Below are 18,913 nucleotides of genomic sequence, written 5' to 3' on the forward strand. Positions count from 1 at the left end.
CAAAGATTTTTTGTCTTTTGTCTTTTGTCTTTTGTCTTTTGTCTTTTGCCTTTTGACCTTTTTATTGAGCACTGGAATTCAGCTGACGACTGAGGGAGGGTAGCACGCCAAACAGGGATGTTTGGCGAGGCGCAGCGACGTCTGGAGCGGCTCTGCGCTGGTGCGTAAGCCCGAACGAAGGAGGAAGGAAGTCGCCGTAGGCGACCTGGATTCGTGTGCGAAGGCGCGGAGGTGCAGGAGGCGTTCGCCTTAACGCCTCCTGCTCGGCCATGCACAATAGCTTATTTGTACACAATACTGTTTATGGCCGAAATGGATACAATACTTAATATTGCCCTTTTTCTCTGGTTACAAGAACAGTTCTAGCAATGAATTCAGGAATAATTTCCCTTTCTCTGTAATCTGCCAGTATTCACTGGTCTCCGTCAGGTACCCCAACTTCAACGCATTATCAATATTCTGTCGAATAACACTTTCGTCCAATCCGGTAAGGCGACTGAAGTCTGCTCTTGGCGCAGCTTCCAGTAGACGGAAGCGGTTCATAAAGAACTCAAAAGGTCGTTCGTCGGTTTCAACGTTGAATTGTTTGTCCAGATACTTACCGTTCATATAGCCACGGGGATGGCGGGTTTTTACCGTACGTATAATTCGTCCGTCGCTAAAACTCAGTTTACCGTGGGCTCCACAGCCAATACCCAGATAGTCACCAAAACGCCAATAGTTCAGGTTGTGCTGACACTGATAGCCGGGTTTAGCGTAGGCTGAAGTTTCATATTGCTGATAACCGGCCGCGCTGAGTAACTCATGGCCGCGCTGGTAAATATCCCACAGGGCATCGTCGTCTGGTAATACAGGAGGACGTGAACCAAACAGCGTATTAGGTTCAATGGTGAGCTGATACCAGGATAAATGGGGAGGATTCAGCTCAATCGCCTGCCTCAGGTCATCCAGTGCTTCATCCAGTGACTGATCGGGCAAACCGTGCATTAAATCCAGATTGAAGCTGCGCAAGCCAAGGCTTTGTGCGAGATGCGCCGCACGCTTTGCCTCTTCCGGGCCGTGTATCCGCCCCAAACGCTCCAGTTTTGGCTGGCTGAAGCTCTGAACACCAATAGATATACGGTTAACTCCGGCTTGCTGATAGGCTTTAAATCGATCGGCTTCTACCGTTCCCGGATTGGCTTCCATCGTAATTTCAGCGTTATCTTCCAGCGTTAGCCGACTACGAACTCCATCCAGCAGTCTTTGCATAGCCTCTGCACCCAGCAGGCTGGGCGTACCACCGCCAATAAACAGCGTGCTGACTGACCTGCCGCTGGTAAGCGGTAAATCGTTATCCAGATCGGTGAGCAAATGCTCTACATAATCCATATCAGGAATATCACCCTTTAGGGCATGTGAATTGAAATCGCAGTAAGGGCATTTCTGCACACACCAGGGAATATGGATATAGAGGCTTAGCGGCGGAGGATTAAGCATTACGCAGGGCATCCAACAGCATGGTCAATGCCTGACCGCGGTGAGAGATCTTACTTTTGTGTTCCCGGGCTAGTTCAGCAGCGGTACATCCCAGTTCCGGAAGATAAAAAATAGGATCGTAACCAAAGCCACCTTCACCTGCCGGGCTAAACAGCACTTCACCCGGCCAGCTGGCATGGAAAACTAATGGAATGGGGTCGTTAGCATGGCGCATATAAACCAGCACACAGTGGAACTGCGCCTGACGCTGATCCTTTGGTACATCTTTCAATGTTTCCAGTAGCTTGTTCAAATTAGCTTGATCGCTGGCATCAACACCGGCATAGCGGGCTGAATAGATACCGGGTGCTCCACCTAATACATCAACGGCAATACCAGAATCATCTGCAATGGCAGGCAGGCCCGTAACCTGCGCGGCATGACGAGCCTTAATGATGGCATTCTCAATAAAGGTTAATCCGGTTTCTTCAGCCGAATCGACGCCGAGGTCGGTTTGAGCAATCACTTCAAAGCCAAAATCAGCCAGAAGGTTTGCCAGCTCACGCACTTTACCGGGGTTACCGGTTGCAAGCACCAGTTTCTGCATTGTGAAGTCCACCTGTTATATCGAGTTGTAATCAGGGCAGGGTATACCTGCAATAGAATAGGGTTTTATTTTTCAATACTGCATAACCGCATAGCATAACTCAAACAGCATCGGGTGAATGAGTGAAAATAGTAAAGGAGAGTGTTTCTTTTAGCGTTTATCAAATGGTTTTTATTTTTTATTCAATATTATCAATAAGTTTTATCCGGTTGTTCATCAGAAACATAATTTATCGAATTAAAATCAACTGTTACATGTGTGTTATAATTGACAGGAGAGACTATCAATTAATACTCCTAAGATGAGAATGAAACGAAAAAAACGATTGCCGAAATTACTAAAATGGCTGGTCGCGATCATCATAATATCGCTGGTAATTTTAGCTATCTGGTGGGGGTGGGTACGTAGTCACTCGGATGAATTATGGAAGATTGTTAGTGAGCAATGCGTCCCTCATCAGCAATTAAGTGCGTCAGTGGCTTCCCCCTGTATTAACGTAGTTTTGACGCCAGATGCCAAACGAGGCTACGTTATATTTAAAGATCGTAAGGGCCCTTTGCATTTTTTGCTGATTCCTACAGATAAAATTGATGGCATTGAGAGCAAGGTATTACAGCAGCGGGATTCTACCGATTATCTCTATCAGGCATGGGTGGCGCGTCACTATTTGGCTCAACAGGCCGGCAAACCTATTTCCCGGGAAATGGTTTCATTAGCGGTTAATTCAGCCTATGGGCGCAGTCAGGAGCAACTGCATATTCATATTGCCTGTATTAAACCGGAGATTCAGGCGCAGTTAGGAAGTCAGATAGATAAATTTAGTGAGAAATGGTCGCTGGTTCCTTATGGGATCAATGGTCATCACTATATTGCGCGTACATTAACTGAGTCTCAGCTGCGTGAAATCAATCCGTTTCAGCGCTTAGCAACGGAAGTTTCAGATGCGGCAGATAACATGGGGAAATATGGTTTAGCGTTGGTGGCCTATACCGACCATAACAATGTACCTATGTATTTATTGCTGGCAAATCGACTGGACGTTTTCGGCCTGAATGCAGGTCATACGGGGGATATACAAGACTATCAGTGTGATTTGCTGAAAACTGAAAATTTATTTTAGCTATCGATTATCCAAAGATAAATATTGAAGGATGCCTGAGCTATCAGGCATCCGGTAACAGAAGTTTTATTTCAGCAGGAACCTGCTGTGGATTATCGATTCTTACCTGTTTATGACGCCCCAGTTCCCCTTTTTCGATCGTCACCATACCTTTAGCGACGCGAAACTGTTTAGCCAAAAACTTGACCAGATGAGCGTTTGCCTGACCGTCAACCGGCGGGGCGGTAATGGCGACTTTTAACTCTTCGCCATGCAGACCAACAATTTGATCGCGACTGGCCTTCGGCTGGATATAAAGCCGAAGGATAATTGCATCAGAATGTTGTTCTACCGCACTCATTACAGAATCAGAGCCAGAATATCTGCTTTCAGATAATTCAACGCATAAAGGATCAGAATCAGTATCATTGGCGACAGATCGATACCTCCCATTGAAGGCAGTAAACGACGAATCGGCGACAGTAACGGCTCAGTTAATTGGATCAGTAATTGATCCACCGGATTACGCCCCTGACTAATCCAACTCATCAGCGCACGAATAATAATAATCCAGAACACCAGTTTACCGGCAGCGGTTAGCAGTTCCAGCAAAGAGAGCGGCAGATAAACCGGGAAGAATAATAGAACCTGATTAATCAGCCACAGGCCAATGACATGTTTCAACAGGATAAGAACATAGGCAACCAGGAGTGAAGCCGTATCAATAGGGCCAATCGACGGAATAACACGACGCAATGGCCCAATGATTGGCTGAGTGATTTTCACCACAAACTGAGAGAATGGATTGTAGAAATCGGCTCTTGCCCATTGCATCCATACCCGCAGCAGTAGCACCGATACATAAAGATCGAGCACGGTTACAATAAGAAAAGATAAAAATTGCATGGTTAACCCTTGGTTATTGTCTGCCCTGGCTTAGCCAGACTGGAATCTGAAAAACGGTATTACGCTATCACAACATCTGTATATTTGGGGATTAGCATATAGTAAATCAAGGAAAAATGGCAACGAACCCGCTAATTCATTGCCGGATTGCTATTTTAAAGTGATTTTTCCATTTCATCTGCTCGCTTAATGGCAGCCTGCATAGCCGAGGCTACTGTTTCACTTAAGCCATGTTCATTAAAAACGCGCAGGGCTTCAGCGGTGGTACCGCCTTTTGAGGTGACTTGCTGGCGGAGAGTACCGATATCGAGCTGTGGGTTATTAACCACCATTTGCGCAGCGCCTAACGCGGCTTGCTGAACCAGTAAACGAGCGGTTTCTGGTGCAAAGCCAAGACGTTCAGACTCATTTTGCATCGCCTCCATAAACAGGAAAAAATAGGCCGGAGCGCTACCAGCGGCAGCGATGACACTATTTATACCACTTTCCTCATTTACCCAGCAGATTTCGCCGACGGATTGCATAAGCTGTGAGGTAAATTCTCTATCCTGAGCGCTGACCTGCGGTGGCGCATACAGACCGCTCATTCCCAAACCAATCAGCGATGGGGTATTCGGCATTATGCGGATAAGATCGACAGACCCCAGCAATTGGGTGAAACGGGAAACGCTAACCCCGGCAGCAATGGATAAAATTAATTTTCCGCTGAGATCCACCTGCTGATGTAAAGGGGCACAAACGTCGGCCATCATCTGAGGTTTAACCGCCAGCACGATGACATCAGCCTGACGAGCGCTTTCAATATTATCATTACTGCAACGAATGCCATATTGGCTGTGTAGTGGGCCATCCTGTTTCATTGATGGCGAGGTTGCAGTAATCAAATCTGCCGGATAACCGCCGTTGACCAATCCGGCAATAATCGCTTTTGCCATATTACCGGCACCAATAAACGCAATTTTACGGTGTTGCATGATAAGTCTCACTTTGTCAGTTTAAAGCTCAGGTAATCGGAAACGTGCCCAAATTACCTGGCAGATTACAGGGTATAGTCACGCGCACCGAAAATAGCGGTACCAATACGTACCATCGTACTGCCTGCACGGATGGCATTACTCATATCGTCACTCATTCCCATTGAGAGGGTATCGACTTGTGGGTAACGGGTTTTAAGCTGATTAAAAGCCTGTGTCATTTTTTGAAATACCGCAAGTTGACGGGCTGGATCGTTTTCCGGAGCCGGGATAGTCATTAACCCACGCAGCGTCAGGTGGGGTAGATTATGAATTTGTGCTGCCAGTTCGGTTAACTGCTCCAGCTTAATACCTGACTTACTCTGTTCATCACTGATATTAATCTGAATAAGTACATTCAGCGGAGGCATGGTTTCCGGCCGCTGCTCGCTTAAACGGTGGGCTATTTTCTCTCTGTCCACGGTATGCATCCAGTGGAAATGCTCTGCAACCAGTCGGCTTTTATTCGATTGCAATGGGCCAATAAAGTGCCACTCTAACGATTCTGTGTCAGAGAGGCTGCCAAAGTGCTGAATTTTGTCCACACCTTCCTGTACATAGTTTTCACCAAACAGACGTTGACCGGCGTCGATAGCTTCCTGAATGGCCTCTACAGGTTTTGTTTTACTGACTGCAAGTAACTGAACTTCTTTGGGAGAACGGCCGCATTGTTGCGCTGCTTCAGCGATACGGTACCTGACTGCTTCTAGATTCTGTTGGATAGTTGTCATAAGTCTATTCAGAGAGCCTGCTATGAATGTATGCCAATTAATAACTGATAGTGTAAAGCAAAATGCTTCCGATCTGCACCTTTCTGCCGGCCATTTGCCAGTATTGCGCGTGAACGGGGATTTACACTACTTTGGAGAAAGTTTACTGCGGTCTGAATGGCTGTCAGAACAACTGTTAGCTCTGTTAACCGGTGAACAACGAGTACAATTCCAGCAACAGAGGCAGTTAGATTTTGCTTTAACGATTGAAGACATACGCCTGCGGGTGAATCTCTTTCAGCAGTGTGATGGTATCTCTGCTGCTTTACGCTTTATTCGAAACCATATACCACCGCCGGAGTCGTTAGGAATTCCTGATTCGTTGATAGCAATGAGCAACTGTCAGGATGGCTTAGTTATCGTAGCTGGAGCAACCGGGAGTGGAAAATCGACCACGTTGGCCGCTTTGACCGGAATGATTAACCAGCAGTCAGCACGTCACATTATTACTCTGGAAGATCCCATTGAGTTTATACATCACAGCCAACGTTGCCTGATTCAACAGCGTGAAGTTGGCCGGCATGTTGATAGTTTTTCGCAGGGGCTACGTGCGGCACTGCGGCAGGATCCCGATATTATTTTGTTGGGGGAGTTAAGAGATGTGGAAACTATTCATATGGCGTTAACCGCAGCAGAAACCGGACATCTGGTCTTTGCTACTTTGCATACCCGTTCTGCTGTGCAATCGATTGAACGCATTATTGATGTGTTCCCTGCGGAAGAGAAACGTTTTGTTAGCTCTCAATTAGCAAATAGCTTACAGGCGGTGGTCTGTCAGCAGCTTTTGCCCTGTACCAAAGGCGGGCGTATTGCAGCTTATGAAGTGCTGGTGAATACCCCAGCGGTGAGCAATATGATTCGGGAAGGCAAACACCATCAGTTATTGACGCTGTTACAAACCGGTGCGATTAACGGTATGCAAACCATGGAGCAGTGTCGAAGCCGTTTATTATCGGATGGATTGATTATTGGATAATAAAGGTAAAGGTTTCGCTAAATCGCTTTTTTATTTCCCCCAAATATGATGAACTGCATTTTGCTTAACAACTTGTATTTTAAATAAAAAGGAAACGTAAACCTTGAACGCATTTAAGTGGCTTGTAGTGGTTATTTTGCTGGTAATTATTGGTGGTGGTGGTTATTGGTATTATAAAAATACGTTACCAACCTACGGTTCCGAAGGTACATTTGAGATTACTGTAGGGTTGTTGGAGCCGAAGACCAATCAACCAATGGCTGATACGCCTTTTTATCTGGTGGTCACTAAGGATACTGAGACTGACCCTGCATTTAAGAAGCCACTGTTTGGCGTGACTGATTCAACCGGTCGGGCAGCAAAGATCGTCAGTAAAACTCAGTTGAACGCTAACGATTATGTATTAGTACAGAAAGTAGGGCAGGGTGAATATGGCAAGTATTTTGCTCTGCTGGGGACTGGTAACACCATTCCATTGCCAAATACTGATTATGTGATTACCGGATGTGGGGATATTCCGGAGTATAAAGGCACATCAAACCGTCAGGGATATACCGTTTACTATGCGGCAAATCAGGCCTGTAATATTAAAATGAGTATTAACTGGGGCAGTACGTTGGATAATCTGTTGCACTAGATTATCCAAGCTGTTGCTCAAACCAGCTTTCCAGAATAATGACCGCAGAGGCAGCGTCTACGCTGCCTTTGTCCAGTGCGCGAAAACCGCCACGGGAAAACAGGTCAGCTTTAGCTTCTACCGTACTTAAACGTTCATCGTGTAATTGGATTTGCACTCCAAATCGACCATGCAGGCGATTGGCAAACTTTTTAGCCTGAGCGGTAACCGGTTGCTCAGTTCCATCCATATTTAATGGAAGCCCAACCACCACTAAATCGGGTTGCCATTCTTTTAGCAATTTTTCGATTTGTTGCCAGTCGGGACTGCCATCCTTGGCTTTAAATGAAGCAAGAGGACGGGCAGTACCGGTAATTTCCTGTCCGATAGCCGCACCAATACTCTTGGTGCCAAAATCAAATCCTAATACAGTACGGTTCGACATTTATGCGTGGCCTACTTGTGTTGCAATAGTATGAATGTTTATACCCAGCTTTCTCGCTGCCGTTTGCCAGCGTAGATTTACCGGAACGTGAAATAAAATATTGGTATCTGCCTCGACGGTTAGCCAGCTGTTTTCCAGTAGCTCTCGTTCCAACTGACCCGCATCCCACCCGGCATAACCTAAAGCGACCAGCGCTTCGGATGGTTGAGAAGCGGTACCCAAGGTTTCTAATACATCTTTTGATGAGGTGATCATAACATGTTCATTGATCTGGATACTGGATGAAAATTTCTGGCGGGGGGTATGTAAAATGAACCCCCGGTCGTCCGCCAGCGGCCCGCCGTCCAGTACCGGGTTGTTTAAATGAATATTGGATACCTTTGGTGTTGGGTAGATATCCAGCTTGGCCAGTACTTCTTCGACGGTTAGCTCTCCGAGAGGTTTGTTAATAACTAACCCCATCGTACCATTCTGGTTGTGTTCGCAAATATACACAACTGAATGGCTAAAGCAGGGATCTTCCAGAGTAGGCATTGCAATAAGAAAATGGTGTTGTAAGTTCATGGTATTAAACCGTTGGCTGAATGGAAATGTGAAGTGTAGGTGCTGTCACCCATTGATTATTATAACAAATTTAGCCTACTGATGCTTAGCATGATAACTACTGACATTAAAAAATTGACTCTGTCCCTTAAATTACAGGTGACAGAGTCATTTTGTTAAACAAGCCTATTACTTGAGAGTAGCAGCTTATTTGAGGCGGCGCTCAATGGCATCCATTAACATACCGGTGATAGAAACATCCGGGAAAGCTGCTTCAATTTCACGAATACAGGTTGGGCTGGTGACGTTTATTTCCGTAAGCTTGTCGCCAATGATATCCAACCCAACAAACACTAACCCTTTTTCTTTCAGAATAGGCGCCACGCTGCGGGCAATTTTCCAGTCGCTTTCGCTTAAAGGACGAGCTTCACCACGTCCACCAGCAGCCAGATTGCCTCGGGTTTCTCCTTGTTTAGGAATACGAGCCAGGCAGTAAGGAACTGGCTCTCCGTCGACGACCAGAACGCGTTTATCACCATCAGAAATCTGTGGAACAAAGTTTTGTGCCATACAGTAACGGGTGCCTAATTCAGTCAGGGTTTCAATGATCACTGACAGGTTAGGATCGTTTGGTTTAACGCGGAAAATTGAGGAGCCACCCATTCCATCTAATGGTTTGAGGATAATGTCACCATGCTCCGCATAGAAACGGCGGATATGCTCTGCACTGCGGGAAACCAGTGTGGATGGCGTAAGCTCCGGGAACCAGGCGGTAAACAGTTTTTCATTACAGTCGCGCAGGCTTTGAGGCTTGTTGACGATCAGCGTACCTTTTGCTTCCGCACGTTCCAGAATGTAAGTGGCGTAGATATATTCAGTATCAAACGGAGGATCTTTCCGCATCAAAATGACATCAAGATCGTGCAGTGGGATCTCTTGTTCCTGATGGAAATCGAACCAGTGCTCTTTATCATATTGAACCGTCAGGGTGCGCGTGCGTGCGCGGGCTTCTCCGGTATGCAGATACAGATCGTTCATTTCCATATAGTGCAGTTCCCAGCCGCGTTTTTGCGCTTCTTGCAACATAGCAAAGCTGGAGTCTTTCTTAATGTTGATGGACGTAATAGGGTCCATCACGATGCCGAGCTTGATCATCTTTTTCTCCTTATCCCAGATCGCCGAAGCGTACCTGTAGTGCAGCAATCGCGGTAAGCGCCGCGGTTTCTGTGCGCAGAATCCGGGGGCCGAGTAAAATATCTGTAAAATCGTAATGCGCTGTCATGTCGATCTCTTCCTGGGATAATCCTCCTTCAGGGCCAATCAACAGACGAATGTTTTGTACCGGCATAGTGAGCGTATTTATGCTCTGGCGGGCTCTTGGATGCAGATTTAATTTAATGCCGCCATCCGATTCTGAACACCAGGCTTCAAGGTTCATTACCGGGCGGATTTCGGGAATTCGGTTACGCCCACACTGTTCACAAGCGGCAATGGCAATTTTCTGCCACTGCTGTACTTTCTTTTCCAGTCTCTCTTGATCCAGCTTTACGCCACAACGTTCTGAAATTAGAGGGGTTATCACATTGACACCCAACTCGATAGATTTTTGAATGGTGAATTCCATCTTCTCACCACGGGAAATTACCTGACCAAGATGAAAATTAAGCGGTGACTCAAGGTTCTCTTCTCGCTTATCAACGACATTGACCAGTACCTGCTTTTTATCAACCCGAGTAATTACAGCATCAAAAACGTGATTGCTACCATCAAACAGCATCAATTGATGCTCTGGCTGCATGCGTAGTACGCGACCAACATGATTCGCTGCATCGTCACTCAGGGCGATATCATTAGCGATAGCAAGAGGATGGGGATGATAGATGCGGGGAATGCGCATAGTTATATTCTGTTTTCCGGTATCTTCCTGAATTAACAGGCATTCAAGGGGTATTCTTTTCCGGCTAAATGGCCAAAGAAGTCGTAAATATGCTAACTGAACCGGATAAGCTTAATATTGTAGAACAGACTGTTCAACCCTGCGTTGTTTTTATCGCCATTAAAAGCCGGAAAAGTTCAGTGAATTGGGGATTCTGATAGTTTAAGCGTCGGCGGGTTTCAGCAGGCTACCGCAGCGTTTGCAACGATATTCACTCTCTTTACGCATGATTTTATTATGGCGACGTATGGTTAACTGATGAGTTTGGCAATTGCAGGTATAGGTAAAAGTTTTTCCTTGTACCGATAGTACATTAAAACAGTGTGTTCGGGTTGCGCTAACCCCTAATACTCTTTCCATCATCCATTGCCATTGGCTGCCGTGTGGAGATACGCGACCAAACTGACGATAAACCAGCAAATGTGCCAGTTCATGGGGAACCACATCATCAATAAATTGCTGCCCATTTTCTACCAACAAAACAGCATTCAGGCGAATTTCCCACTGGGTGAGATGAGCGGTTCCGGCAGTAGTTCCTCGTTGACGATAGGTCACTTTGGGTTCTGGATAGTCCGTTTCTAAATGGTGATTAGCCAATGCCAGATAATGGCGCAGGCAACGCATAACGGCTTGTTGGGTAGCGATAGGAAGGCGAAGTGTGGTCATGGATGCTAGCATAGCGAGGCGGCATAAAATGAGCAATAAAAAACGGCGTGAGGCTGGTGCCATCACGCCGCTAAATTAGTTGCGACGCTTACTGGAGCTTATTTAAGCCCGGCAGCTTCACGCAGCATCGCCGCTTTATCGGTTTTTTCCCATGGGAAATGTTCACGACCAAAGTGGCCGTAAGCAGCGGTTTGCTGATAAATCGGTCTGATCAAGTCCAACATTTTGATTAATCCATAAGGACGCAGGTCAAAGAACTCGCGAATCAATTGAATTAAACGGTCATGTGGAATTTTTTCTGTGCCAAAAGTTTCCAACATAATTGAGGTTGGTTCGGCAACGCCAATGGCGTAAGAAACCTGAATTTCACAGCGATCCGCCAGGCCTGCAGCAACGATATTCTTAGCCACGTAGCGAGCGGCATAAGCTGCCGAACGGTCAACTTTAGAAGGATCTTTACCGGAGAATGCCCCACCGCCGTGACGCGCTGCACCACCGTAGGTATCAACGATAATTTTACGACCGGTCAATCCACAGTCACCCATTGGCCCACCAATAACAAAACGGCCAGTTGGGTTAATAAAGTATTTGGTATTGGCAGTTAACCACTCAGCAGGCAGAACCGGCTTAATGATGTGCTCCATAACCGCTTCCTGCAGATCTTTTTGACCGATATGCTCAGAGTGCTGAGTTGACAGGACTACCGCATCAATGCCGCTGATCTTGCCATTGTCATACATAAACGTGACCTGGCTTTTGGCATCCGGACGTAACCAGGGAAGAGTGCCGTTTTTACGCACTTCAGCCTGACGCTCCATTAAGCGGTGGGCATAGGTAATTGGCGCAGGCATCAAAACTTCAGTTTCGTTAGTCGCATAGCCAAACATAATGCCCTGATCGCCGGCACCTTGCTCTAATGGATCGCTGCGGTCAACACCCTGATTGATATCCCGTGACTGTTTGCCAATAGCGCTCAATACCGCACAAGAATTAGCATCAAATCCCATATCTGAGTGGGTGTAACCAATGTCACATACGGTACGACGGGTCAGTTCTTCAATATCTACCCAGGCTGATGTGGTGATCTCACCGCCCACTAAAACCATACCGGTTTTAATGTAGGTTTCACAGGCTACACGCGCTTTAGGATCTTGTTCAAGGATCGCATCAAGTACAGCATCAGAAATTTGGTCGGCAATTTTATCAGGATGCCCTTCGGATACGGATTCGGAAGTAAACAGGTGTTGGGCCATTTCTTCTCTTACCTCTAAGACGGTTTAACTGCAAAGCGGCACTATCTCTTATTGGGGGAGATAGTTTAACGTCTCCGCTGGTTTCGGCGTGAGACAACGCATGTGCAGATTAAGGAGTTCATGAATACGTTCATTAATCAGTATAGACGGATTAACTTCTGGATGGCTATTCTAAAGATTTACCACAATATTACCAGTTGTTTTTTATCTGAAATTATTCAACTTATTGTTATAAAAAATATTTTTTTTAAAGCTGTCCATAAATGACAAGTTTGGCTGGGCAAAGTAGCAGTAAACCGGGTTGAAATATAAATAATGGATGGTCGGCGTGGGATAAAAATATTAACTGTTTAATTATCATTTAGTTCTGAAAAAAATGCTTTTTTGCCGTAGATAATCAGGCTTTTGATCTGGTTATATATCCGGATAATTATCACCGTATCTTAAGTTGTACTTATCTTCTTTATTTATTGATTTTTAAGTTGTTTTTTTCGCTCTGGTCGCTAACTATCTTTCGGACATATTTATAAACAAAAATTTTGTTTCCTGCTGTCAGATTACTTCATTAACAATATGAAATAGCAATATTATCGTCTATTCTTATGCGGTCGTATGGTCCGGGTAGTTACCCTCCAGTGCTACATGGTGAAATACGAACTAATCGGGTAGTTTTTACTGTTGAGTTGCTCAGATCGGTTTGTTTCCGTTCCGGGCTCTAAGAGGCTTATGTTGTTATGACAAACGGTTCCGCAAGCAAAATGATGCGTACTTATAATGTTGCTCACTGGGGTGGTGGTTATTATGGCGTGAATGAATTTGGCCATATTACTGTCTGTCCGGATCCTGACTTACCTGATGCACGCGTGGATCTGGCAACGTTAGTTCAGGGAATGCAAGAACAGGGGCAACGACTGCCATCTTTGTTTTGTTTTCCACAAATACTTCAGCATCGTTTGCGTTCTATTAATGCTGCGTTTAAACGTGCACGTGAGTCGTTTGGTTATGAAGGCAACTATTTTTTAGTTTATCCGATTAAAGTTAATCAACAGCGTCGGGTGATTGAATCACTGGTTAATTCCGGTGAGCCTTTAGGACTGGAAGCCGGTTCTAAAGCTGAATTAATGGCGGTATTAGGTCACGCCGGATTTACTCGTTCAGTGATCGTTTGTAACGGTTATAAGGATCGTGAATATATTCGTCTGGCATTAACCGGGGAAAAACTTGGCCATAAGGTTTATCTGGTCATTGAGAAAATGTCCGAGATAAAGGTCGTTCTGGAAGAGGCTAAACGTCTGGACGTGATACCTCGCCTTGGGGTTCGCGCTCGTCTGGCTTCTCAGGGCTCCGGTAAATGGCAGGCCAGTGGTGGTGATAAGTCTAAATTTGGCTTGTCGGCTTCCCAGGTACTGACGCTGGTGGATACATTGCGCGATGCCGGGCGTTTAGACAGCCTGCAACTGCTGCACTTCCATTTGGGATCTCAGCTATCCAATATTCGTGATATTGCCACTGGAGTACGTGAGTCAGCACGTTTCTACGTGGAATTGCATAAGCTGGGTGTCAACATTCAGTGCTTCGACGTTGGCGGTGGCCTGGGTGTGGATTATGAGGGTACGCGCTCTCAGTCGGACTGCTCTGTGAACTACGGCCTGAATGAATATGCTAATAACGTTATCTGGGGTATCGGTGAAGCCTGTAATGAACATGGTTTACCGCATCCAACGGTGATTACTGAATCAGGCCGTGCGGTAACAGCGCACCATACGGTATTGGTTTCTAACGTCATTGGTGTAGAGCGCAATGAATTTGAAGTGCCGCAACCACCGAATGAAGATGCTCCCCGCGCTTTATGTAGCCTGTGGGATACCTGGCTGGAGATGCAAGAGCCTGAAAATCGTCGCTCACTGCGCGAATGGCTGCATGATAGCCAGTTGGATCTGAATGATGTGCATACTCAATATGCACACGGGATGCTGGATTTAGCCGATCGGGCTTATGCCGAGCAGCTCTATCTGACCATTTGCCATCATATTCAGCTACAGCTTGAGCCCAGCAATCGTGCTCACCTTCCAATCATTGATGAGCTGGATGAACGTATGGCGGATAAGCTTTACGTTAACTTCTCGCTGTTCCAGTCAATGCCGGATGCGTGGGGTATCGATCAGCTGTTTCCGGTATTGCCACTGAGCGGGTTGGATAAAGATCCGGAGCGTCGCGTAGTATTACTGGATATTACCTGTGATTCTGATGGTGCTATTGATCACTATATCGATGGTGACGGTATGGCAACCACCATGCCAATGCCGCCTTACGATCCGGAAAATCCTCCGCTGTTAGGCTTCTTTATGGTTGGCGCCTACCAGGAAATTCTGGGCAATATGCATAACCTGTTTGGTGATACCGCATCCGTTGATGTGTTCGTATTTAATGATGGCAGTGTTGAAGTTGAGCAGTCTGAAGAAGGTAATACGGTCGCGGAAATGCTGGAGTATGTTCAACTTAATCCGGAAACGTTGATGACTCGCTATCGTGAACAAATCAAGAGTGCTAATTTAAGCCCTGAGCTTGAAGAGCAGTTCCTCGAAGAGTTTGAAGCCGGACTATATGGTTATACTTATCTTGAAGATGAGTAATTAAGTGATAAGCAGGTAGCCAAAGGCTGCCTGCTTTGTTCTATTCTCTAGTGCGATAAATAGCTACGAATTCCATCCAAAAACATTTGGGTTGATATCATTACCAGTATCAGTCCCATCAGCCGTTCCAGTGCATTAACGCCTTTCTCTCCCAGCAGGCGTAAAAACAAGTCGGACATCATTAAAATCATGGCAGAAAGCGCCCAGGCGATAAACAGCGCAATCGCCAGATAGCCCATTTTATTGGGGTATTGATGCGATAACATCATTAATGATGCGAGAATCGAAGGGCCGGCGACCAATGGAATGGCCATCGGTACCAAAAAAGGCTCTTCTCCGGCGGGTAAACCCGAGGTATTAGCATTATCGGAAGAGGGAAAAATCATTCTGATAGCAATCAGAAACAAAATTATTCCGCCAGAGATGGAAACCGTCTCCGTACGCAGATTTAACACCTCCAGAATTTTCTCACCGGTAAACAGAAAGAGCATCATCAGAACCAACGCGATTAACATCTCTCTGATAACAATAATACGGCGACGTTTAGGGTCAATATGTTTGAGGATCGACATAAATATCGGCAGGTTTCCCAGCGGATCCAGAATAAGAAAAAGTAGAATTATCGCCGATGTCATTTCAGCCATAGTTAAATCCAGTTAGCGTAGTTAGCTTAACTATATACTAACTTTAATCGCCGGAAAGATGGGCTAAGTTTATTACTGATGACGGGCTTGAAAAGTCTTCGTTGCCATAATCGATAAGGCCCGGGATTTTTCTTGAAGATGGGGGGAATACACTCCATAATTTACCCCAGCACAATTGAAGAATTCTCTGAATCCCTTTCTCGTCGGGCGCTCTATTCTGACGAGGAGGGATTTTTTTTCGCGACTTAGTTGATTTCTGTTTGTGGCTCATCACCGATGGGGCAGGTAACGGAAAGATAACGCAGATATTTTGAGGAATACAATGAATAGCACGCTTGGCAATAAGCCTGATAATTCACTGGTCTCCAATGCTTTTGGTTTTTTACGTTTACCACTCAATTTTCAGCCGTATGATAGTGATGCTGACTGGGTTATTACTGGTGTGCCTTTTGATATGGCAACCTCTGGTCGTTCAGGTGCTCGCCATGGGCCAGCAGCTATCCGTCAAGTATCGACTAATCTGGCCTGGGAATCTTGCCGCTGGCCATGGACATTTAAACTGCAAAGCAAATTGAAGGTTGTTGATTGCGGCGATGTGGTGTTCAATTTTGGCGATGCTCAGGACATGAGCGAACAGCTTCAGGCTCACACCGAACGTTTGCTGGCAGCGGGTAAACGTTGTTTGACCTTTGGTGGCGATCACTTTGTCACCCTGCCTTTATTGAGAGCTCACGCTAAACATTTCGGCAAAATGGCATTGGTTCATTTTGATGCCCATACCGACACCTATTCTAATGGCAGCAAGTTTGACCACGGTACCATGTTCTATCATGCGCCAAATGAAGGATTAATCGACCCAACGCGTTCAGTGCAGATCGGTATTCGTACTGAGCATGACACGAACAACGGTTTTACCGTGCTGGATGCCGCTCAGGTAAACGATCGTACGGTAGATGATATTGTTGCTCAGGTTAAAAAGATTGTAGGGGATATGCCGGTTTACCTGACGTTTGATATCGACTGTCTGGATCCTGCTTTTGCGCCGGGTACCGGTACCCCAGTGTGTGGCGGGTTAAGCTCCGACCGTGCACTGAAAATTCTGCGCGGATTACAGTCGCTGGATATTGTGGGAATGGATGTAGTGGAAGTCGCGCCTTCTTACGATCATGCAGAGATGACAGCGCTGGCGGCAGCTACGGTTGCACTGGATATGCTGTATATGCAGGCCGCGAAAAAGTAATTTAATCCAAATATAAAAATAATCTAAAACGGCTGATATTTATCAGCCGTTTTTGCATTCAGATATTTACTTCAACAGCTTATTTCTGTGGGCGGGTCTGGAACAGAACCCAGTCAGCATAAGCGTCAATAAAGCTTTGCAGGAAGGTTTTGGTTCTTTCGGTCAGTTCACCATTCTCTTCAAAAATAGCACCGGCGTTACTGATATAGGCTTCTGGTTGTTGCATGCATGGAATATTCAGAAATACTAGCGACTGGCGTAGATGGTGGTTAGCACCAAAACCGCCAATGGCACCCGGTGATGCACTAACAACCGCCCCTGGTTTACCTGACCAGGCGCTTTGTCCGTAAGGTCGGGAACCTACATCCAATGCATTTTTTAAGGCTGCGGGTACAGAACGGTTGTATTCAGGGGTGACAAACAGTACGGCATCAGCAGCTTTGATTTGATGACGAAATGTGGTGTAAGTCGCAGGTGGAGTGACGTCAATATCTTCGCTATAGAGAGGTAAATCGCCAATTTCCACGATGTCCAACTTGATTGAAGAGGGCGCTAATTTAGCCAATGCCAGAGCAATTTTTCTGTTGATTGACTCTTTACGCAGGCTACCGACCAAAACGGCTACGTGTTTCACTTGACTCATAAGACGACTCCTTGGTGAATTTTATTAACGATTCATTCAATACTACAACCTGAATAAGTGATGAAACGGGACACTCCGCACAAGTGCGGCATTGATATAAAAGATAGTTGATAATTATCGCACTGGCAAAAAAATACCTGATAAATGAAAAGATTATCTCTGTTTTGTTAGCGAATGAATCACTCTACGCCACTTAATGATCGGGCGTTAATGATTTCGTGCCAAATATTCAGGAAGGGAAATTTAGAACAATAAAAAAACCGAGGTATTACCTCGGTTTTAAAACTATATAGCAGAAATGCGTTGATAATTTATCAAGCTATTCTGTCTAATATATTACTTACCACCGTCAGCAGCGATACGTGCTCTGATTGCATCTGCACGCTCTTTAGAACCTGGGTGAGAGCTCATCATACCAGCACTTGCACCACCGTCTAACTGAGCCAGTTTGTCAAACGCAGTTGCCAGAGCAGCTGTTTTCAGTTTCTTCTGCTTCAGCAGGTCGTAAGAGAAGGTATCAGCTTCTGATTCTTGAGACTGAGAGAACTGAGCGTTGATCAGTGCGTTAGCGAAATCCAGAACCTGAGCGTCGTTCAGAACTGCTGCAGTTTTGCCGCCGTACTGAAGTGCTGCCTGGGTAGCGAACTGAGCTGCATAAGCAACCTGGAATGCTTTCTTGGTGTGGCCTAAATCAACGTGACCAATTTCGTGGCCCAGAACGCCGATTACTTCATCGTCAGTCATCTTATCCATCAGACCGCTATACACACGGATACAGCCGTTAGCCATTGCCCATGCGTTGATGTCATCAGTTAAGTAAACTTTGTAGTTCAGAGGTTGACCATTGATGTTGGTGCCTAACTTCTTGGAGATGTTGTTCAGACGTTTGGTGTACTTGCTGCTCTTGCCTGCAACTTTGTTAGTCTGATCCATTTCTTTACAAGATTGATCTGACAGCGCTTTAACTTCAGCATCACTTACAGTGACAGCAGACAGAAGGGTATCACCAAAACTACCGCTCTGGCAGCCCGCTAACATGGTAGCTGATGCTAAGGTTACAGCGATTAAAGTAGAACGCATTTTCATAAAACTATCTTCCTGTGATTATATGATTATTAGCCTTCAAGACTGGTCCTATCCAGTTGGACGATAATATCAATAATAAAAGAGTGTGTCATGAGGAATTGAAAAGATCTGTGACACAAAATCCCACCTTTATTGCAACCATTTGTGTCGTCAATCGGGGTTGCCGTTTTAGCGCTGACTTGAGAAGATAAGGGCGTTTTTCCTATTCTGGATCTGAACCTCGAATCCTAAGCCTAAAATGGAGTTAATAATGCCTTCTCATAAAGAACTCGCTAACGCTATTCGCGCCCTCAGTATGGACGCCGTACAAAAGGCCAAATCAGGCCATCCCGGAGCCCCTATGGGCATGGCCGATATCGCGGAAGTTCTGTGGCGCGGT

At 45.8% G+C, this 18,913-nt stretch carries 21 protein-coding genes; 6 read left to right on the forward strand and 15 right to left on the reverse strand.

The annotated features are described in order from the left end of the window. Positions 1-348: 348 nt before the first annotated feature. Together hemW and rdgB are read right to left on the reverse strand one after the other, a co-directional pair. The gene (hemW, locus tag I2494_RS11890; RefSeq protein WP_218466811.1) at positions 349-1,479 is read right to left on the reverse strand and encodes a radical SAM family heme chaperone HemW; all 1,131 of its coding nucleotides are present in this window, start codon (positions 1,477-1,479) and stop codon (positions 349-351) included. Then, positions 1,472-2,065 (reverse strand): RdgB/HAM1 family non-canonical purine NTP pyrophosphatase, encoded by a 594-nt coding sequence (gene rdgB, locus I2494_RS11895; protein ID WP_218466810.1) that lies wholly within the window; start codon positions 2,063-2,065, stop codon positions 1,472-1,474. Before rdgB ends, hemW begins: the two co-directional genes overlap by 8 nt. A gap of 307 nt (positions 2,066-2,372) precedes the next feature. Here rdgB and I2494_RS11900 point away from each other — a divergent pair, with 307 nt between their 5' ends. Next, positions 2,373-3,185, forward strand: coding sequence for a CDP-diacylglycerol diphosphatase (locus tag I2494_RS11900; protein ID WP_218466809.1), 813 nt, complete (start codon positions 2,373-2,375; stop codon positions 3,183-3,185). Positions 3,186-3,228: 43 nt separating this feature from the next. Here I2494_RS11900 and yggU read toward each other — a convergent pair whose 3' ends face one another. From yggU to I2494_RS11920, 4 genes are all read right to left on the reverse strand, one after another. Then, entirely contained in the window at positions 3,229-3,525 is a 297-nt protein-coding gene (gene yggU, locus I2494_RS11905) for a DUF167 family protein YggU (RefSeq protein WP_218466808.1), read from the reverse strand. Then, positions 3,525-4,070, reverse strand: coding sequence for a YggT family protein (locus I2494_RS11910; protein WP_218466807.1), 546 nt, complete (start codon positions 4,068-4,070; stop codon positions 3,525-3,527). The genes yggU and I2494_RS11910 overlap by 1 nt, the downstream gene beginning before the upstream one ends. 155 nt (positions 4,071-4,225) lie before the next feature. Next, the gene (proC, locus tag I2494_RS11915; protein ID WP_218466806.1) at positions 4,226-5,044 is read right to left on the reverse strand and encodes a pyrroline-5-carboxylate reductase; all 819 of its coding nucleotides are present in this window, start codon (positions 5,042-5,044) and stop codon (positions 4,226-4,228) included. 65 nt (positions 5,045-5,109) lie between these two features. Further along, positions 5,110-5,814, reverse strand: a complete 705-nt coding sequence (locus tag I2494_RS11920) for a YggS family pyridoxal phosphate-dependent enzyme (RefSeq protein ID WP_218466805.1) — start codon at positions 5,812-5,814, stop codon at positions 5,110-5,112. Between the two features lie 22 nt (positions 5,815-5,836). Here I2494_RS11920 and I2494_RS11925 point away from each other — a divergent pair, with 22 nt between their 5' ends. Together I2494_RS11925 and I2494_RS11930 are read left to right on the forward strand one after the other, a co-directional pair. Then, positions 5,837-6,829, forward strand: a complete 993-nt coding sequence (locus I2494_RS11925; RefSeq protein ID WP_218466804.1) for a type IV pilus twitching motility protein PilT — start codon at positions 5,837-5,839, stop codon at positions 6,827-6,829. Positions 6,830-6,932: 103 nt separating this feature from the next. Continuing rightward, positions 6,933-7,466, forward strand: a complete 534-nt coding sequence (locus I2494_RS11930) for a hypothetical protein (RefSeq protein ID WP_218466803.1) — start codon at positions 6,933-6,935, stop codon at positions 7,464-7,466. A 1-nt stretch (position 7,467) separates the two neighbouring features. Here I2494_RS11930 and ruvX read toward each other — a convergent pair whose 3' ends face one another. The 6 genes from ruvX to metK all read right to left on the reverse strand — a co-directional run bounded on the left by ruvX (position 7,468) and on the right by metK (position 12,288). Continuing rightward, positions 7,468-7,890 carry a Holliday junction resolvase RuvX gene (gene ruvX / locus I2494_RS11935; protein WP_218466802.1) on the reverse strand — a complete coding sequence of 141 codons (423 nt, stop codon included), beginning with the start codon at positions 7,888-7,890 and terminating at the stop codon, positions 7,468-7,470. Further along, positions 7,891-8,454 (reverse strand): YqgE/AlgH family protein, encoded by a 564-nt coding sequence (locus I2494_RS11940; protein ID WP_218466801.1) that lies wholly within the window; start codon positions 8,452-8,454, stop codon positions 7,891-7,893. Between the two features lie 186 nt (positions 8,455-8,640). Then, positions 8,641-9,588 (reverse strand): glutathione synthase, encoded by a 948-nt coding sequence (gene gshB / locus I2494_RS11945; protein ID WP_218466800.1) that lies wholly within the window; start codon positions 9,586-9,588, stop codon positions 8,641-8,643. A gap of 10 nt (positions 9,589-9,598) precedes the next feature. Beyond that, positions 9,599-10,330 (reverse strand): 16S rRNA (uracil(1498)-N(3))-methyltransferase, encoded by a 732-nt coding sequence (gene rsmE / locus I2494_RS11950; protein ID WP_218466799.1) that lies wholly within the window; start codon positions 10,328-10,330, stop codon positions 9,599-9,601. A 201-nt stretch (positions 10,331-10,531) separates the two neighbouring features. Further along, positions 10,532-11,035 (reverse strand): SprT family zinc-dependent metalloprotease, encoded by a 504-nt coding sequence (locus tag I2494_RS11955; protein ID WP_218467021.1) that lies wholly within the window; start codon positions 11,033-11,035, stop codon positions 10,532-10,534. 98 nt (positions 11,036-11,133) lie between these two features. After that, positions 11,134-12,288 carry a methionine adenosyltransferase gene (metK, locus tag I2494_RS11960; RefSeq protein WP_218466798.1) on the reverse strand — a complete coding sequence of 385 codons (1,155 nt, stop codon included), beginning with the start codon at positions 12,286-12,288 and terminating at the stop codon, positions 11,134-11,136. 734 nt (positions 12,289-13,022) lie between these two features. Between metK and speA the strand changes: the two genes are divergently transcribed. Beyond that, positions 13,023-14,921, forward strand: coding sequence for a biosynthetic arginine decarboxylase (speA, locus tag I2494_RS11965; protein ID WP_218466797.1), 1,899 nt, complete (start codon positions 13,023-13,025; stop codon positions 14,919-14,921). A 47-nt stretch (positions 14,922-14,968) separates the two neighbouring features. Here the strand turns inward: speA and I2494_RS11970 are convergent, their stop codons facing one another. Next, positions 14,969-15,565: a YhgN family NAAT transporter gene (locus I2494_RS11970; protein WP_218466796.1), complete on the reverse strand. Its 597-nt coding sequence runs from the start codon at positions 15,563-15,565 to the stop codon at positions 14,969-14,971. A 322-nt stretch (positions 15,566-15,887) separates the two neighbouring features. On the opposite strand from I2494_RS11970, the gene speB reads away from it, so the two are divergent. Beyond that, a complete protein-coding gene (gene speB / locus I2494_RS11975; RefSeq protein WP_218466795.1) occupies positions 15,888-16,805 on the forward strand; it encodes an agmatinase in 918 nt (305 codons plus the stop codon). Between the two features lie 79 nt (positions 16,806-16,884). Here speB and I2494_RS11980 read toward each other — a convergent pair whose 3' ends face one another. Continuing rightward, positions 16,885-17,448: an NADPH-dependent FMN reductase gene (locus I2494_RS11980; RefSeq protein ID WP_218466794.1), complete on the reverse strand. Its 564-nt coding sequence runs from the start codon at positions 17,446-17,448 to the stop codon at positions 16,885-16,887. Positions 17,449-17,784: 336 nt separating this feature from the next. Further along, positions 17,785-18,534 (reverse strand): M48 family metalloprotease, encoded by a 750-nt coding sequence (locus I2494_RS11985; RefSeq protein ID WP_218466793.1) that lies wholly within the window; start codon positions 18,532-18,534, stop codon positions 17,785-17,787. A gap of 250 nt (positions 18,535-18,784) precedes the next feature. Here I2494_RS11985 and I2494_RS11990 point away from each other — a divergent pair. Next, positions 18,785-18,913, forward strand: a 129-nt coding sequence (locus tag I2494_RS11990) for a hypothetical protein (protein WP_228350870.1), incomplete at its 3' end; no start/stop codon positions are given.

Source organism: Limnobaculum allomyrinae (genome assembly GCF_016649425.1).
GTDB lineage: Bacteria > Pseudomonadota > Gammaproteobacteria > Enterobacterales > Enterobacteriaceae > Limnobaculum > Limnobaculum allomyrinae.

What these genes read in the sequence shown, in the direction of transcription:
- I2494_RS11985 (WP_218466793.1), bottom strand. Translation starts at nt 18,534, where the DNA reads ATGAAAATGCGTTCTACTTTAATCGCTGTAACCTTAGCATCAGCTACC.
- ruvX (WP_218466802.1), bottom strand. Translation starts at nt 7,890, where the DNA reads ATGTCGAACCGTACTGTATTAGGATTTGATTTTGGCACCAAGAGTATT.
- I2494_RS11955 (WP_218467021.1), bottom strand. Translation starts at nt 11,035, where the DNA reads ATGACCACACTTCGCCTTCCTATCGCTACCCAACAAGCCGTTATGCGT.
- hemW (WP_218466811.1), bottom strand. Translation starts at nt 1,479, where the DNA reads ATGCTTAATCCTCCGCCGCTAAGCCTCTATATCCATATTCCCTGGTGT.
- speA (WP_218466797.1), top strand. Translation starts at nt 13,023, where the DNA reads ATGACAAACGGTTCCGCAAGCAAAATGATGCGTACTTATAATGTTGCT.
- I2494_RS11980 (WP_218466794.1), bottom strand. Translation starts at nt 17,448, where the DNA reads ATGAGTCAAGTGAAACACGTAGCCGTTTTGGTCGGTAGCCTGCGTAAA.
- I2494_RS11940 (WP_218466801.1), bottom strand. Translation starts at nt 8,454, where the DNA reads ATGAACTTACAACACCATTTTCTTATTGCAATGCCTACTCTGGAAGAT.
- proC (WP_218466806.1), bottom strand. Translation starts at nt 5,044, where the DNA reads ATGCAACACCGTAAAATTGCGTTTATTGGTGCCGGTAATATGGCAAAA.
- I2494_RS11900 (WP_218466809.1), top strand. Translation starts at nt 2,373, where the DNA reads ATGAAACGAAAAAAACGATTGCCGAAATTACTAAAATGGCTGGTCGCG.
- metK (WP_218466798.1), bottom strand. Translation starts at nt 12,288, where the DNA reads ATGGCCCAACACCTGTTTACTTCCGAATCCGTATCCGAAGGGCATCCT.
- I2494_RS11920 (WP_218466805.1), bottom strand. Translation starts at nt 5,814, where the DNA reads ATGACAACTATCCAACAGAATCTAGAAGCAGTCAGGTACCGTATCGCT.
- I2494_RS11925 (WP_218466804.1), top strand. Translation starts at nt 5,837, where the DNA reads ATGAATGTATGCCAATTAATAACTGATAGTGTAAAGCAAAATGCTTCC.
- yggU (WP_218466808.1), bottom strand. Translation starts at nt 3,525, where the DNA reads ATGAGTGCGGTAGAACAACATTCTGATGCAATTATCCTTCGGCTTTAT.
- I2494_RS11970 (WP_218466796.1), bottom strand. Translation starts at nt 15,565, where the DNA reads ATGGCTGAAATGACATCGGCGATAATTCTACTTTTTCTTATTCTGGAT.
- I2494_RS11910 (WP_218466807.1), bottom strand. Translation starts at nt 4,070, where the DNA reads ATGCAATTTTTATCTTTTCTTATTGTAACCGTGCTCGATCTTTATGTA.
- rdgB (WP_218466810.1), bottom strand. Translation starts at nt 2,065, where the DNA reads ATGCAGAAACTGGTGCTTGCAACCGGTAACCCCGGTAAAGTGCGTGAG.
- speB (WP_218466795.1), top strand. Translation starts at nt 15,888, where the DNA reads ATGAATAGCACGCTTGGCAATAAGCCTGATAATTCACTGGTCTCCAAT.
- gshB (WP_218466800.1), bottom strand. Translation starts at nt 9,588, where the DNA reads ATGATCAAGCTCGGCATCGTGATGGACCCTATTACGTCCATCAACATT.
- rsmE (WP_218466799.1), bottom strand. Translation starts at nt 10,330, where the DNA reads ATGCGCATTCCCCGCATCTATCATCCCCATCCTCTTGCTATCGCTAAT.